Source organism: Micromonospora sp. NPDC047644, assembly GCF_040704315.1.
Classification (GTDB): Bacteria; Actinomycetota; Actinomycetes; order Mycobacteriales; family Micromonosporaceae; genus Micromonospora.
Map to the genome: position 1 here is coordinate 171,433 of NZ_JBEYSY010000008.1, position 14,742 is coordinate 186,174.

Sequence of the window (14,742 nt, forward strand, 5' to 3'; positions counted from 1 at the left end):
CGATGATGCCGACCAGCATGCCGCCGATCGGCCTGTTCCGAACGTTCGCCAAGAACTTGCCGATGACCATCGCGATGAGCCACTGGGGCCGATACGAACTCGGCCGGCAACTATCCCTCACACTCCGTGAGCGCGAAATCGTCATCCTCCGCACCTGCGCACGCTGCCGCTGCGAGTACGAGTGGGGCGTCCACCTGATGGTTTTCGCCGACCGCGCCGGACTCACCCGGGCCGAGATCGCCTCGCTCACCCACGGAATGCCGGACGATCCGTGCTGGGCCACCGGCCGGGAACAAGCGCTGATTCAGGTGGCGGACGCCCTGCACGGCGCAGCGGACATCGATGATGAAGTTTGGCGATTCGCCCACGAGGTTCTGGACGAGTCGCAGTTGCTGGACCTGTTCCTGCTCTGTGGGTGGTACCACGCGATCAGCTTCGCCGCCCGGGCCGCCCGCGTCGAACTCGAGCCGGGCGCGCCCCGCTTCGCCGACGTCACGCCCTGATGGACCGCCTCCAGGGACAGCGGTGGACGCCTGCACCCGCGATGGGCAAGGTGGCAGCCCCACCACGGTCGTGATCGACGATGCCACGCTCACCGACGACGAACGGCACTCGATCGCATCCACGGCCGGCACCTCCCACACCGCGTTCATCGACACCAGCGCCGCAGACACCCCGTCTCCACGACCGAGGGCGGCCGATGGGCGACAGCGATGGGATCAGTGCCGCGCGCCAGGCGCTTGGCCGTCGCCTCGCGAACCTACGCAAGGCTGCCGGACTCACGCAGCACGGCCCGCTCCTCTCGTGCGTTATGTCCGCAGCTCCATCGCCAGACCAGACCCGCGCCACCGGCTGCACGTTAGGTCGGTGGGCGAGGGCGTCGCCTTTGACCTGCAACCTGGTCGTCGTCTCGGGCGTCCGGCTCGGTCTTGTGATTAGACGTATACGCCTATAGGTTGCCTGGGTGCCTTTGGACGCGTCACGGAACAGCCTGGTGTTGCCGATCCTCGGACTCCTCGTCGAGCAGTCAGCGCATGGCTACGACATCACGACACGCCTACGCGAGCGATACGGACACCTATCGGTCACCCGCAGCACGGTTACGTCCCTGTTGAAGGCGCTCGAGAAGGCAGGCTTGGTCTCCTCCGGGCGGCCCGAGCGAGTGGGGAATCGGCCGCCACGTACGGCCTACGAGTTGACTGCCGTAGGTCTCGCCGACTTCCGCCACAAGGTCGAGGCTGGCGTACGCGACACCCCGGCCGCGTCCGTGGACTTCGTCATGGCGGTCGCCTACGTCGGAATTCTTCCGATCGACCAGGCGGCGTGCATCCTGGACGGTCGCGCCGACCGGCTCGACCAAGAATTGGCTGCCCTTTCGGGGCTGCCCGACGGTGACGTGCTCGAAGTGCACATGCTCGAAGTCGCCTACTGGCGCACCATCGTCGCCACCGAAGCCACCTGGATCAGGACTCTGGTGCGGCGGATCTGCGCGCGCGAGATCCGCTGGCCAACCCAGCAAACCCACCAATACGGGAGTGCAGAAGCGTGAAGTTCGGTATCTATCCGGGCGGGCGGGCCGGCACGGTCTGCTCCCACCCACCCGATGTCGCCGCGATCCGCCACCTCGTCGACGACCTCTCGAATGGTCGCCCCTTCGTCATCCGCGAGTACGTGCACTTCCTCGGCGACCCAGCACCGCCGGACGTCGTCACCTCGCTCGGCGCCGAACACGAACTCGCGCACCTCACGATGCCCGACGAGTGGTACGTCGACGGAAACCGTGAGCTGGACCTCGTGGTCAGCTACATCCCCCGGGCCGCCGACCTCTCCGGATGGCTGACCTTCCTCGACACCATCATCGACCGCTACGGTCACCTGACGCGGTACCTCCAGGTGACGCTTGAGCCGAACTTCCCCATCCCGCTCATCGACGGAAGCGCACCCGGCGTGCTCGAAGCCCTGGTCCTCGGCATCCCGCACGCACGCGCCGCACTGGACCGGCGGGGTCTCCAGCACGTACGGACCGGCTTCTCCGTCGCCGAACCACCCGAGTGGTTGGGCGGCGACGACCAGTTCTGGTCGTACCTTTCCTCGGTCCCGTACCAGGACTTCGCCGCCCACGTCGACTACGTCGGCCTGGGCCTGTACCCCGACGCCTTCTCGCCCGTCGCCCCGCGGGGCAACCCGGGAGACACCGCATCCCTCACCACACACGCCCTGCACCACTTGCGGGGCGGGTCGCTGCCCCGCGCGCACATCCCGCCCAACACTCCCATCCACATCGTGGAGAACGGCACCCCGAGCGGGTCACCGCGCACCGAGCAGGCACAGTGCGACTCGCTGTCGGACATGCTCGGCGTCATCCTCACCGAACAAGAGCGTCTGAACATCACCCACTACGAACTGTTCAGCCTCAGGGACGCCGACAGCAACTCCACGGAACCCACCGGAACACTCGGCATCGTCACCGACACCTACCGACCCAAGCCCGCCCTCGCCGTCTACCGCGACATCGTCCGCACCGCTGGCCCGCTGCCCGTCACCAGACATCCCTGATCGCGGCGAACCGAAACGCGGCGAGGCGGGCGATTGTCCACTATGGCCCGACCCCCATCGTTTCGAAAGCCGACGCACCGACGCGCCATCACCGGCTCACATCGCGCCGACGCGGTACGCCGACCTACGCTCGCACAAGTAACCGCTGGCAAGGCGCGGCGGTGGTGAGCGTGCTCCCCGATCGACCGATGCGGCTGCGGGAGCCAGTGCTGGTGCCAACCAAGCACTGGGCAGGCCGCTCACACACCGGCCGGCGGTCGGCGGCCCGGCGCGAGACCGGTTTAGGGGGAGCAGGTTGGGAGCAGGCGCCCACATCACGAGAGGGTGCCCCCGCGCTCTGACTCGCAGGCTGACTGATGGCGGTAGTTCGGTGCTCTGCCCACTCGCCGGTCCACATTGCGAGGTCGCGTACCCGGCGGTCGATTATTTTTGCCGGACTTGGCCGCCCACTTCGTTGCGTTCTTTCACGCGAAGTCGTCCAGGATCTGGCGGTCAGTCGCGGTCCAGACGGGAAGCTGCGCTATCCACTCTTCTGCCTGCTCGGCGCTGTGGCCGCTACCGATCAGCCATGGGCGGGCTCTCCGTTGTCCTGCCGGCGGCAGGACTGCCGTGCGTGCCTTGACAGGAAGGCGGAGCAGCAGGACAGTCGACATATTCATCGACGTTGAACTATTTACGGCGAGGTGTGCCATGCGGAAGTCGCTGACTGCTGTGGCCGCCATCGCTGTTGCCATGGTCGCGATGATGGCCGCGATCTCACACGCCAGTGCGGCGAACGCGGCGGCCGGGTGTCGGGTGAACTACGTCGTCACCAGCCAGTGGACCGGTGGCTTCCACGCCGACATCGCGGTCACCAACTTGGGTGACCTGGTCAACGGGTGGACGCTGCGGTTCGCGTTTCCTGCAGTCGACCAGCGGCTCACGCAAACCTGGAGCGCCACCTGGGCCCAGGAGGGCCAGCAGGTCAGCGCGACCAATCTCGGCTGGAACGCGACCCTGGGCACCAATGGCTCCGCGAACATCGGTTTCGTCGGCGCCTGGTCGGGCAGCAACCCCATACCGGCGTCGTTCACGCTCAACGGCGTCACGTGCACCGGCGGCGTCCTGCCCAGCGTGACGCCGACCCGGACGACCACACCGCCGGTCGCTGACTGGCCGGCGATCGTCACCTGGCTCAGCCCGACCGCCGGCGCGGTTTACACCACGCCGGGAGCCGTCCCGCTGGCGGCGACCGCGACCGTGGGAGGCGGACACAGCATCACCTCGGTGTCGTTCCGGGTGGACGGCGTCACGGTGGCCCGGGGGGTGAGGACGACCGGTGACCGGTACGAGGCGCTGTGGACACCACCGATCGGGGAGCCCGGCACCAGCACCACCTTCGTGCTGTACGTCTCGGCCGGCACCGACCAGTCGCTGTCTGGCAGTGCGCCGCCGTTGCTGGTCACTGTGGTGACGCCGGCGTCCACCGGCACCAACCACCCGCCGGCGGTGGCGTTGAGCACCCCCGGAGGGCAGACCTACTTCCTCGAGCCGACGACCGTCACGCTGGTCGCCGACGTCGCCGACGTCGCCGACACCGATCCCGGGGACCTCGTCAGCCGGGTGGAGTTGTACCTCGGCGCAACCCGGCTGGCCGTGACGCCGACCAGCAGCGGACAGCGCTACCAGTTCCAGACGGCCCTGTCGGCCGGCACGTCGTCCACCTTCACCGTGCGGGTCCATGACTCCCACGGCGGCATCGGCATCTCGAACCCGCTGACCTTCACCATCCGTTAGCGCCTCGGCCCTTAGTTCCACTACAGCGACGGCTCGCACAAGTGGACGTGGTGCGGTCGCGCCTGGTAGGCAGGCGGTTGTGCGCATCGTTTCCCTGCTGCCGGCGGCCACGGACATCGTGGCCATGCTCGGCCTGACCGGGCACCTGGTTGGCCGTACCCACGAGTGTGACTGGCCGCCGGGGGCCCTGGCCGACGTCCCGGCGGTGACCGCGACGTCCCTGCCGGAGACCTTGACGAGCCGGGAGATCTCAGCGGCGATCGCCGGTGACGCGCACCGAGGCTCGTCGCTGTACCAGCTCGACGTCGCCATGCTGGAGGGGCTGAAGCCGGATCTGATCCTGACCCAGGATCTGTGCGACGTGTGTGCGGTCTCCTACCAGCGTGTCAACGACGCGGTTGGTGTGATCGATCTCGACACCAGGGTGATGTCCCTGGAGGCGCGGACCATCGACGGGATCCTGGACACTGTCGATGCGGTGGCCGCGCTGACCGGCACCGAAGGCCGGGCGGCGGAGATCCGAGCTGACGCCGAGCGTCGCCTCGCCGCGTTGCCAGGGCCGGTGCCCGGCGCGCCGACGGTGCTGTTCGTCGAGTGGCTTGACCCGTTGATGCCGGGCGGGCACTGGGTTCCGGAGCAGATCACCCATGCGGGTGGGCGGTCGCTGCTGCTCGGGGCGGGTGCGCACAGCACCCCGCACCCGTGGTCGGTGGTCGCCGACCTGGCCCCCGACGTGGTGGTGTTCGGGCCGTGCGGGTTCACGCCGGAGCGAACCGTCGACGAGCTGTCCGTGGCGGTCGGGCAGCCCGGTTGGGCGGACCTGCCCGCGGTGCGTGCCGGGCAGGTGTGGGTGGTCGACGGGCCGGCCTACTTCAACCGCCCCGGCCCGCGGGTCGTCGACGGGGCGGAGATCCTCGCCGGCATCCTCGCCGGCCGCCCCGACTCCCGCGCTCGGCGGGTGCCCCTCGACGTCGGCTGACGCCGTCGCGCCCGGGTGGCGGACGCGGACCTCCGATGCCGATCGCCCGGTCGCCCCCGGCATTCGCAACGCCCCGGACGGAGGGTCAGGTGCGCGCCCTCGCCGCACCGGCGAGGTCGACGATCCGGTCGGTCCAGCGGTCCAGCAAAGTCTGGTCGTGGCTGATGACCAGGACACCGGCCCGCTGGGTCCGCTGGTAGTCGCGGATGACGGCGGCGACGTGCGCCTGGGTCGAGGCGTCGAGCATCGCCGTGGCCTCGTCGCAGAGCAGGTAGTCCGGCCGATGTACGAGGGCGCGGGCGAGGCAGGCGCGTTGCAGTTGCCCGTCGGACACCGCGTGTGGCCGTCGACCGCGCAGGTCGGCGGTGAGGCCGACGAGATCGGCGAGGTCGGCCACCCGCTCCCGGACCGTCGACTCGGGCGTCCGGGTGGCGCGTAACGGCTCGGCGATCAGGTCGGCGAGACTCAGTCGGGGATCGGCAGCGGCGCGCGGGCTCTGGAACAACACGGCGACGCGGGTCCGCAGGGCGACCGGTACGGCATGCCGCACTCCCTGCACCTGCGTGCCGTCGATGCTGACCCGACCCTGATCGGGGCGGTGCAGCAGGGCCAGGACCCGGACCAGCGTCGACTTTCCGCAGCCGGAGGGCCCGCGCAGTCCGACCGTCTCGTTTCGACCGACCCGCAGCGTGACGCCGTCGAGGACGACCTGACGGCCGTACCCGACGGTCACCTCGTCGGCGAGCAGGTGCTGCGGGCTGGTCACGTGGTGGCTCCGGTGGGGATCGGGTGGTGGCAGGCCACCGTGCCGCCACCGGCGACCGGTGTCGGCTCTGGTCGGTCCGCGCAGGTGTCGGTGCGGCGCGGGCAGCGGGGTGCGAACGCGCAGCCGGCGGGCAGCGCGGTGAGCATCGGCGGGTCGCCCGGCACCGGCCGGAAGGCCCGGTCCGGCAGGGCGTCGAGCAACGCCGAGGCGTACGGGTGGGTCGGCGCGGTGAAGAGCTGGCCGGTGTCGCGGTGTTCCACGATGCGGCTGGCGTACATCACGGCGACGGTGTCGGCGACGCGTTGCGCGGCAGCCAGGTCGTGCGTGATGAGCACGACCGCCGAGCCGTTGTCGCAGCGACGTCTCAGCAGGTCGAGGGTGTGGTCGACCAGGGGTCGGTCCAGCCCGGTGGTGGGCTCGTCGGCGATGAGCAGCGACGGGTCGGGTGCCAGCGCGAGTGCGGTGACCAGACGTTGCGCCATGCCACCGGAGAGTTCGTGGGGGTAGCGGTCCAGGTCCGCCGGGTCGAGCCCGACGTCGACAGCGAGTTGGTCGGCCTCGGCGCGGTCGCGCCCGTGCGCCCGCAGCGTCTCGGCGAGCAGTCGACGTCCGGTGCGCACCGGGTTCAGGGCGGTGGCCGGGCTCTGCGGCACCAGCCCGACGCGACGCCCGCGTACCCGGCGCGCCAGCTGGCGCTGACCGCAGGTGATCAGGTCGACCGGTTCGCTGCCCGGGTCGTGCAGGACGGCGTGGCCGGTGGTCGTGGCGTTGCCGGGTAGCAGGCCGAGCAGGGCGTGGGCCAGGACGGACTTGCCGCAGCCGGACTCGCCGACGATGGCCAGCAGCTCGCCGGCCCGTACGGTGAGGCTGAGGTCGCTGACGGCACGCACCGTCGTGTCGCGGAGCCGGAACTCGACCCCGAGGTCGTCCACGGTGAGCAGTGGCTGACCCGCGGCGGCGCGGAGAGACGCCGGGGCCGAAACCGATTCGCTGGTGGTCACAGGTGCAGCTCCGCTCGGATCCGGGGATCGAGGCGGTCGCGCCAGCGGGCGGCGAGGACCGCGATGGCGAGGGTGACGACGACGATGACCGCGCCCGGTGCCAGGCTCGCCCACCAGGCACCGGTCAGCAGCGACCCCTGGCCGTCATTGATCATGTTGCCCAGTGAGGCGAGGTGCGGAGGCAGGCCGAGGCCGAGGAACGACAGGGCGGTCTCGTGCCACACCGCGTGCGGGATCATCAGGGTGGTGGCCAGCGCCAGCCGGGGCAGGACGTGCGGCAGGAGGTGCCGGGTGAGGACCCGGAGTCGGCCGGCCCCACCGCTGATGGCGGCGTCGATGAACGGTCGGGTCCGCAGGCTCAACAACTCGGATCGGACGATGCGGGCGGTGGAGAGCCAGTGGGTGAGCCCGACGGAGGCGATCACGGCACCGAGGCTGGGACGCAGCATGGCGACGATGAAGATGCCCAGCAGCAGGTGGGGCATCGCGGCGATGGTGTCCACGACCCGCATCAGGATCCGGTCCACCCGGCCGCCGAGCGTGCCGGCGATCCCGCCGATGACGCCACCGAGCACCGTGGCCACGAGGGCGGCGACCGCGCCGACGAGCAACGAGACCCGCAGTCCGTAGACGGCCCGGTGGGCCACGTCGCGCCCCAGGTCGTCGGTGCCGGCGAGGTGGGTCCAGGACGGTGCCAACCGGGTCTGGTCCAGCGCGACCGCGCTCTGGTCGAGCGGCCAGACGAGCGGTGCCAGCAGCGAGCCGGCGACCGCCACCAGCAGGACGAGACCGGCGATGACGAGACCGGTCTGACCGGGCCGTAGCCGCAGCCGGGACCGGGCCAGGTGCAGCAGCGGCGGTCGGGTGACAAGGTCAGCCATCGAGTCGCACCCTCGGGTCGGCGGCGGCGTAGGCGAGGTCGGTGGTGAGGTTCGCGGCCAGCACCACGGCGGTGGTGACCAGCGTGATCGCCGCCAACAGCGGGAAGTCGCTGCCCAGCGCGGCGGCCACCGTGACGGCACCGAGGCCCGGCAGCGAGAAGACCGTCTCGACGAGCACCGCCCCGCCGACCAGCTCGGGCAGGTGGGTGCCGACCAGGGTGAGAAACGGCAGCAGCGCGGTCCGCAGCGCGTGCCCGAACAGGATCGTCCGTCCAGGCAACCCGCGGGCCCGCGCCGCGAGCACGTGGTCGTCGCGCATGCTCTCCGCCACCGCGTCCCGGACGAACAGCACGAACCACGGTGCCTGGGAGACGGCCAGCACCGCGACCGGCAGGATCAGGTGGTGCGCCACGTCGGCCCAGGAGGTGCTGGTCGCTGTGACATCGGTGAGCCCGCCCGCCGGAAACCAGCCCAGGGCCAGCGCGAACACGGCGATCGCGGCCAGGCCCAGCCAGAACACCGGCATCGACTCGACCGCGTAGGCCGCCGCCCGCAGACCCCGGTCGAACAACCCACCCCGGCGGTACGCGGCCAGCGCGCCCAGCAGCAGACTGGCGACCAGGACCAGGGCGAGGGTCACCCCGATCAGCAACAGCGTCCAGCCGGCCCGGGCGGAGAGCACCGAGGCGACCGGCTCGTGACGACTGGTCGACCAGCCCAGGTCGCCCTGGACCAGATTGCCGATCCAGCGCAGGTACTGCACCGGCAGCGGGTCGTCGACACCCCAGTTGGCCCGGATCTGCGCCAGGTTCTCCTCGGTGGCGGTGAAGGCCGCCGCGCCCGCGTACTGCTTGGCGGGGTCGACAGGTGAGGCGGCCCCCAGGGCGAACATCCCGATGCTCGTCGCGGCGAGCACGGGCACGGCGACCAGGAGGCGGCGTCGGATCACCGCCCCGGCCCCGACCAGTCGCCCGGTGCGGGTCATGAGCGCGTCCAGGTGTTGATGTTCCACCAGATGCTGTTCGCCACCCCGTGCTCGTGCGCCTCGACCCGGGGGGTCGTGCCCTGGACGGAGGACTTCAGCACGTAGGTGTGCCGCAGGTAGGTGAGGAACAGCCACGGCACGTCGGCGGCCAACTGCTTCTGGAACTGCGCGTACGCGGCCTTGCGAAGAGCCGGGTCGATCTGGTCGCGGCCCTCCTGCAGAGCGCGGTCGGTCACCTCGGAGCGGTACGAGCCGGGGTTGAAGTAGCCCTGCCCGGCGAACTGGGAGCTGAACAGCTTGTACGAGACGAAGTCCGGGTCGTACGGCGTGCCGTAGCCCATCAGCAGGGCATCGGACTTCATCCGTGGGTCGATGGCGTCCCAGGTGAGCCCGGCCGGGGTGACCTCGATGCCGATCTTCTTCGCGTCGGCGGTGACGGCCAGGGCCAGGTCCTTGCGCAGGGTGTCGGTCGCCGGGTACATCAGCGTGAACCGGGCGGGCCGACCGTCCTTGGCCCGCACGCCACCCGCACCGGGCTTCCAGCCGGCCGCGTCGAGCAGCGCGCTCGCCGCCGTCGCGTCGGCGGTCGGCGAGCCGACTGTCGAAGGGTCCGCGAACTCGGAGGTCGGGGGGACCGGCCCGAACGCCGGCTCGCCGGCGCCACCGAGGATGCCGGACACCATCGCGGCCCGGTCGACGGCGAGGTTGAGCGCCCGGCGGACGGCCGGGTCGGCGAGGACGGGGTTTCCCATCGGCAGCATCACGCCCCGGTAGTCGGCGGTCGGCACCCGCTGCACCCGGTACGCGGTGTCGGAGTCGAAGCCGGAGGCGAGCTTCGGCGGCAGCTCGGCGGCGTCGAACTCGCCGGCCCGCATCCGCTGGGCGCGGACGTTGTCGTCGGCGACGAACGCCACCACGACCCGGTTGTTCGCCGGCCGGCCGCCGAAGTAGCGCTCGTTCGCGGTGAGCACCAGCCGGTCACCCGGCGTCCAGGACTCGACCTTGTACGGGCCGGTCCCGATCGGCTTCCGGTTGAACCCGGTGGTGTTGATGTCCTGCCCGAGCAGCAGCTTCGACGGCACGATGCCGAGGGTGAGTCGCTGGAGGAACGGCGCGTACGGGTAGCGCAGCCGGAACACGACGGTGGCCGCGTCGGGCGCGGTCACCGACTCCACCATGTCCAGGTCCGAGCGGAGCGTGGAGTCCACCGTCGGGTCCAACACCGCCTGGTAGGTGAAGGCCACGTCCGCCGCGCCCAGCGTGGTGCCGTCGTGGAACTGCACCCCGTCACGCAGTTTCGCGGTCACCGTGCGCCCGTCGGGCGACACCGTCGGCAGGGCGGTGGCCAGCCCCGGGACGAGGCGGTTGTCACCGTCGCGGGCGACGAGTCCGTCGAAGATCAGCGCGGCGCCGTCGACGCCGAAGTTGAGCACCGGGTTCAGCGCGTCGGGCTCGTCGGAGGTGGCCACGACCAGGGTCGCGCCGCCGGCTGGGCTGTCCGGTGTGGTCGGGGCCGAGCAGGCGGCGAGGACGAGCATCCCGGCCGCTGCTGTCGACGCCACAAGGCGTCGGAAGGTCGGACGGATCCGGGTCACGGAATGCTCCTGTGGTGTGGGGAACGGGGCGTGGGCGCGCAGGTGCAGCCGCCTACAGTTGATGATCACGGTGACACAGTTGCAACTCATTGGCAATTGCGAGTCATGTGCATCATTCTCGGGTGCGGCCCGTCGGACGGGGCCTCGCTCTGTCGGTGGTGACGGTCACCGGTGACCGGCTAGGGTTCCGGGATGTTCCGCGCCGTCGTGTTGATCGCTGCCGTGGTGCTCGCCGCCGATCAGGCCACGAAGTTCTGGGCCGAGTCGGCGCTGTCCGACGGGCAGATCATCACGCTCCTCGGTGAGCTGTTGCAGTTGCGCCTCGTCTACAACCCGGGCGCGGCCTTCTCGATCGGCTCCGCGTACACCTGGATCTTCGCGGTATTCGCGGCGGCGGCGGTGGTCGCGGTGACGGTGGTGGCCCGGCGGGTCACGTCGCGTCCCTGGGCGGTGGCATTGGGCCTGGTGCTCGGCGGCGCGACGACGCACCTGCTGGACCGACTCTTTCGCGAGCCGGGGTTCGCGCGGGGGCACGTGGTGGACTTCATCGACTACGCCGGGTTCTTCGTCGGCAACGTCGCCGACATCGCCCTGGTGGTCGGCGTGGGCATTGTCATGCTGCTCAACGTGCGCGGCGTCCCGCTGCGGGACCCGGCGGGCGAGCCCCGCGAGCAGGTGTCGTCAGACTCCTGACTCGACCAGGACGACCTCAAGGCGGCGCGGGCCGTGCACTCCCTCGACCCGGTTCAGCTCGATGTCGCTCGTCGCGGAGGGGCCCGAGATCCAGGTCAGCGGCGCGCGTGGGTCCAGCCGGACCAGCGCCTCCGGGAGCAGGCCGACGACCTGGTCGGTGCGGACGACACAGATGTGCCGGTCGGGCACCAGGGTGAGCGCGCGTCGCCCCTGCGTCGGGCCGGCGTCGAGGATGATGGTGCCCGTGTCGGCGACCGCCACGGCACAGCCGGTCAGGACGGCGTCCAGGCCGTCGAGCGCGGCCGGTGACAGCGGGGGCGCGTCGCGGTGCAGCTCTCCGGCGTAGCCGTCCAGCCAATGGGCGGGGGTGTCGGTGGGAACGGCGAGCCGGCCGATCTCGCCGAGCAGCCGGTGCAGCGCCCCGGTGCCACGGTGGACGACGGCCCGGTAGTCCTCCAGGCGGTCGACGAGGGTTTCGACCAGGTCGGGGTGGTCGCCGACCCGGCGATAGCCGCGGGGCACCCGCACCGGCGGCGGGCTGTCGGCCAGGGCCGTCCGGAGCCGCGCCAGGATCTCGTCACGTGCGCTCACTGTTTTCCCCACCATTCCCGGAAGGTCTGCGGCGCGGGCAGCGGCAGGTCACGCGACCGGGTCCACGCCGACGCTGGCCAGGGCAGTCGCCGCAGCGTGCGAGCGCCGGTGCGCCGCTGACGGTACGCCCCGAGAGGCCCCGCTCCGGCCCGGCCCAGGCGCAGGGCGGCGGCCCACCGTCGGGGGCTGCGCATCACCCAGGACAGCAGCCGCATGGTGGCCCGTTCGGCGGGCGGGTGCGGTGCCTGCTGGCGGAGGTGGACCAGGATCTCCGGAATGTTGATCTTCACGGGGCACACGTCGTAGCAGGCGCCGCAGAGGGTCGACGCGTACGGCAGTGAGGCGTTGTCGGCAACGCCGGTCAGCTGCGGCGACAGGATCGCGCCGATCGGGCCCGGGTAGACCGAGCCGTACGCGTGCCCGCCGGCCCGTTCGTACACCGGGCAGACGTTGAGGCACGCGGAGCAGCGGATGCAGGAGAGCGCGGGCCGCCCGACCGGGTCGGCGAGCACCGCGGAGCGGCCGTTGTCGACGAGCACGACGTGCACGTCCTGCGGGCCGTCGCCGGGGGTGACACCGGTCCACATCGAGGTGTACGGGTTCATCCGTTCCCCGGTCGAGGACCGCGGCAGCAGTTGCAGGAAGACCTCCAGGTCGGTGAAGGTCGGCAGCAGCTTCTCGACGCCGACGACGCTGATCAGCGTCTCGGGGAGGGTGAGGCACATCCGGCCGTTGCCCTCGGACTCGACGACCACGAGCGTGCCGGTGTCGGCGACGGCGAAGTTGGCCCCGGAGACGGCGACCCGGGCCGAGAGGAAACGGCGTCGCAGGTGAGCGCGGGCCGCCTCGGCCAGCGCGGCCGGTTCGTCGCTCAGGTCCGGCGGCGCGTCGGCCATGCGACGTTCGAAGATCTCCCGGATCTGGGACCGGTTGTAGTGGATCGCCGGCACCAGGATGTGCGAGGGGGTGTCCTCGCCGAGCTGCACGATCAGCTCGGCGAGGTCGGTCTCGTACGCGGCGATCCCGGCGGCCTCCAGCGCCTCGTTGAGCTCGATCTCCTGGGTCGCCATCGACTTGACCTTCACGACCTCGTCGGCCCCGGTGGCCCGGGTCAGCTCGACCACGATCCGGCACGCCTCGGCCGCGTCGCGCGCCCAGTGCACAGTGGCGCCAGCGGCGGTGACGGACGCCTCGAACTGCTCCAGCAACTCCGGCAACCGACGTTGGACGTCCGCCTTGATCGCCGAGCCGGCGTCGCGCAGCGCCTCCCAGTCGGGCACCTCGTCGACGACCCGGGCCCGCTTGGCCCGGATGGTGCGGGTGGCCCGGTGCAGGTTGGCCCGCAGTTGCGGGTCGGCGACGGCCGGCCGGGCGGCGGTGGGGAACGGCAGTGGTGTACGGATCCGCCCGTCCCCGGTGGCGGGTGCGACCGGATGGCTCATGAGCTGGCTCCCGTCTCGGCGAGAATCTCGGCGTAGTGCACGGCCCGTACGCCGGAGCGGTGGCGGTCGAGGCCGCCGCCGATGTGCGCCAGGCAGGAGTTGTCGGCTGCGGCGAGCACCCGTGCGCCGGTGTCGCGGACCCGGGCGCACTTGTCGGTGAGCATCGCGGTGGAGACGTCCGGGTTCTTCAGTGCGAACGTGCCGCCGAAACCACAGCACTCCTCGGCGTCGCCCAGCTCGACCAGGTGGATCCCGCGCACCTGGCGCAGCAGGGTCAGCGGTCGGTCGCCGAGACGCAGCATCCGCAGGCCGTGGCAGGTCGGGTGGTAGGTGACCGTCTCCTTGAACTCGGCGCCGACGTCGGTGACGCCGAGAACGTCGACGAGCAACTCGGACAGCTCGTACGTGCGGGCGGCCACCGACGTGGCCGGCGCGTGCAGGCGCGGATACTGGTCGCGGATCATCGCGGTGCACGACCCGGACGGCGCGACGATGGCGTCGTAGGAGTCGAAGACGTCGACGTAGTTGCGCACCATCGGCATGGCCTCGGTCCGGTAACCGGTGTTGGCGTGCATCTGCCCGCAGCAGGTCTGGTCGGCGGGGAAGTCGACGGTGTGGCCGAGTCGCCGCAGGATGCGGGTGACCGCGATGCCGGTGGCCGGGAACGCGAGGTCGTTGACGCAGGTGATGAAGAGGGCGATCCGCATGGCGGCTCCTCGGATCCGTGGGGGTGGGTCAGGCCGAGTCGCGCGGCGTCGCGGGGGTGGGGAGCCGGTCGAAGGCGGGCAGGTGGCGCTCCCGGGCGGCGCTGAGGTGCGCCCGCATCGCCTCGGTGGCGGCTGTCGCGTCGCCGGCGACGATAGCGGCGGCGATGCGCTGGTGCTCGGTGTTGGTGTCCGCTGCGCCGGCGACCGGGAAGTACAGCCGGTGCAGGTGCAGGTGTGAGTGCAGCCGTGTGATGGTGTCCCGCAGCAACGGGCTGCCGGAGACCTCGGCGATCAGGCCGTGGAACGTCGCGTCCAGTGCGGTGAAGGCGGCGTGGCGGCGATATCCGTCGCCGGCCTCCACGTCGATGCTCGCCGCCGCCTCGACGCTGATCCGTCGGCGCGCTTCGGCGGAGGCGTGGGTGGCGGCTCGCCCGGCGGTGGCGCCCTCCAGCAGGTGCCGGACGTCGAAGAGGTCGTCGAACTCGGCACGGCTGAGCAGTGGTGTCGTGGTGTAGCCGGAGAGCGGGCGTTTGCGGACCAGACCGTCGGCCTCCAGCCGGGCGAGGGCCTCACGGACGGGGGTGGGGGAGACGTCCAGTTCCCGGGCGAGCGCGTCGATGTTGACCCGTTCGCCGGGCGGCAGGATGTGGTCCATGACCAGCGTCTTTATCGACTCGTAGACGTCCTCGGCGAGGGTGAGTCGACGGGCGGGTCGGAGTCGGCCCTCGCGAGGTTCCTGTTGGGCCATCTCGTCTCCTCAGCGACCCCTT

16 protein-coding genes are annotated in these 14,742 nt (G+C 71.1%); 6 read left to right on the top strand and 10 right to left on the bottom strand.

Features of this window, described 5'->3' with window-relative positions; translation table 11 throughout:
- Window positions 1-2: 2 nt before the first annotated feature.
- From AB0877_RS15325 to AB0877_RS15335, 3 genes are all read left to right on the top strand, one after another.
- Window positions 3-503 carry a carboxymuconolactone decarboxylase family protein gene (locus AB0877_RS15325; protein WP_366609211.1) on the top strand — a complete coding sequence of 167 codons (501 nt, stop codon included), beginning with the start codon at window positions 3-5 and terminating at the stop codon, window positions 501-503.
- A 461-nt stretch (window positions 504-964) separates the two neighbouring features.
- Complete coding sequence (locus tag AB0877_RS15330; RefSeq protein ID WP_366609212.1) at window positions 965-1,549, top strand: PadR family transcriptional regulator; 585 nt, start codon at window positions 965-967, stop codon at window positions 1,547-1,549.
- Window positions 1,546-2,556, top strand: a complete 1,011-nt coding sequence (locus AB0877_RS15335) for a hypothetical protein (protein WP_366609213.1) — start codon at window positions 1,546-1,548, stop codon at window positions 2,554-2,556. The genes AB0877_RS15330 and AB0877_RS15335 overlap by 4 nt, the downstream gene beginning before the upstream one ends.
- Window positions 2,557-3,020: 464 nt before the next feature.
- Here AB0877_RS15335 and AB0877_RS15340 read toward each other — a convergent pair whose 3' ends face one another.
- Complete coding sequence (locus AB0877_RS15340) at window positions 3,021-3,290, bottom strand: hypothetical protein (protein ID WP_366609215.1); 270 nt, start codon at window positions 3,288-3,290, stop codon at window positions 3,021-3,023.
- 10 nt (window positions 3,291-3,300) lie between these two features.
- Between AB0877_RS15340 and AB0877_RS15345 the strand changes: the two genes are divergently transcribed.
- Together AB0877_RS15345 and AB0877_RS15350 are read left to right on the top strand one after the other, a co-directional pair.
- Window positions 3,301-4,332 carry a cellulose binding domain-containing protein gene (locus tag AB0877_RS15345; protein ID WP_366609216.1) on the top strand — a complete coding sequence of 344 codons (1,032 nt, stop codon included), beginning with the start codon at window positions 3,301-3,303 and terminating at the stop codon, window positions 4,330-4,332.
- Between the two features lie 79 nt (window positions 4,333-4,411).
- On the top strand, window positions 4,412-5,311 hold the full coding sequence (locus AB0877_RS15350; RefSeq protein ID WP_366609218.1) for an ABC transporter substrate-binding protein: 900 nt from the start codon (window positions 4,412-4,414) through the stop codon (window positions 5,309-5,311).
- Between the two features lie 85 nt (window positions 5,312-5,396).
- Here the strand turns inward: AB0877_RS15350 and AB0877_RS15355 are convergent, their stop codons facing one another.
- The 5 genes from AB0877_RS15355 to AB0877_RS15375 are packed head-to-tail and all read right to left on the bottom strand — an operon-like array spanning window position 5,397 to window position 10,539.
- Complete coding sequence (locus AB0877_RS15355; protein WP_366609219.1) at window positions 5,397-6,077, bottom strand: ATP-binding cassette domain-containing protein; 681 nt, start codon at window positions 6,075-6,077, stop codon at window positions 5,397-5,399.
- Window positions 6,074-7,078, bottom strand: a complete 1,005-nt coding sequence (locus AB0877_RS15360; RefSeq protein WP_366609221.1) for an ABC transporter ATP-binding protein — start codon at window positions 7,076-7,078, stop codon at window positions 6,074-6,076. Before AB0877_RS15360 ends, AB0877_RS15355 begins: the two co-directional genes overlap by 4 nt.
- Window positions 7,075-7,959, bottom strand: coding sequence for an ABC transporter permease (locus AB0877_RS15365; RefSeq protein ID WP_366609222.1), 885 nt, complete (start codon window positions 7,957-7,959; stop codon window positions 7,075-7,077). Before AB0877_RS15365 ends, AB0877_RS15360 begins: the two co-directional genes overlap by 4 nt.
- Window positions 7,952-8,971, bottom strand: a complete 1,020-nt coding sequence (locus tag AB0877_RS15370; protein WP_366609224.1) for an ABC transporter permease — start codon at window positions 8,969-8,971, stop codon at window positions 7,952-7,954. Before AB0877_RS15370 ends, AB0877_RS15365 begins: the two co-directional genes overlap by 8 nt.
- Window positions 8,941-10,539, bottom strand: coding sequence for an ABC transporter substrate-binding protein (locus tag AB0877_RS15375; RefSeq protein ID WP_366609225.1), 1,599 nt, complete (start codon window positions 10,537-10,539; stop codon window positions 8,941-8,943). Before AB0877_RS15375 ends, AB0877_RS15370 begins: the two co-directional genes overlap by 31 nt.
- A gap of 192 nt (window positions 10,540-10,731) precedes the next feature.
- Here AB0877_RS15375 and AB0877_RS15380 point away from each other — a divergent pair, with 192 nt between their 5' ends.
- The gene (locus tag AB0877_RS15380) at window positions 10,732-11,232 is read left to right on the top strand and encodes a signal peptidase II (protein ID WP_366609227.1); all 501 of its coding nucleotides are present in this window, start codon (window positions 10,732-10,734) and stop codon (window positions 11,230-11,232) included.
- Here the strand turns inward: AB0877_RS15380 and AB0877_RS15385 are convergent.
- The 4 genes from AB0877_RS15385 to AB0877_RS15400 are packed head-to-tail and all read right to left on the bottom strand — an operon-like array spanning window position 11,221 to window position 14,720.
- Complete coding sequence (locus AB0877_RS15385) at window positions 11,221-11,823, bottom strand: LUD domain-containing protein (protein WP_366609229.1); 603 nt, start codon at window positions 11,821-11,823, stop codon at window positions 11,221-11,223. The two genes, AB0877_RS15380 and AB0877_RS15385, sit on opposite strands and share 12 nt — an antisense overlap.
- On the bottom strand, window positions 11,820-13,265 hold the full coding sequence (locus tag AB0877_RS15390) for a LutB/LldF family L-lactate oxidation iron-sulfur protein (protein ID WP_366609230.1): 1,446 nt from the start codon (window positions 13,263-13,265) through the stop codon (window positions 11,820-11,822). Before AB0877_RS15390 ends, AB0877_RS15385 begins: the two co-directional genes overlap by 4 nt.
- Complete coding sequence (locus AB0877_RS15395; protein ID WP_366609231.1) at window positions 13,262-13,972, bottom strand: (Fe-S)-binding protein; 711 nt, start codon at window positions 13,970-13,972, stop codon at window positions 13,262-13,264. Before AB0877_RS15395 ends, AB0877_RS15390 begins: the two co-directional genes overlap by 4 nt.
- 28 nt (window positions 13,973-14,000) lie before the next feature.
- Window positions 14,001-14,720, bottom strand: a complete 720-nt coding sequence (locus AB0877_RS15400; RefSeq protein ID WP_366609232.1) for a GntR family transcriptional regulator — start codon at window positions 14,718-14,720, stop codon at window positions 14,001-14,003.
- Window positions 14,721-14,742: the final 22 nt, after the last annotated feature.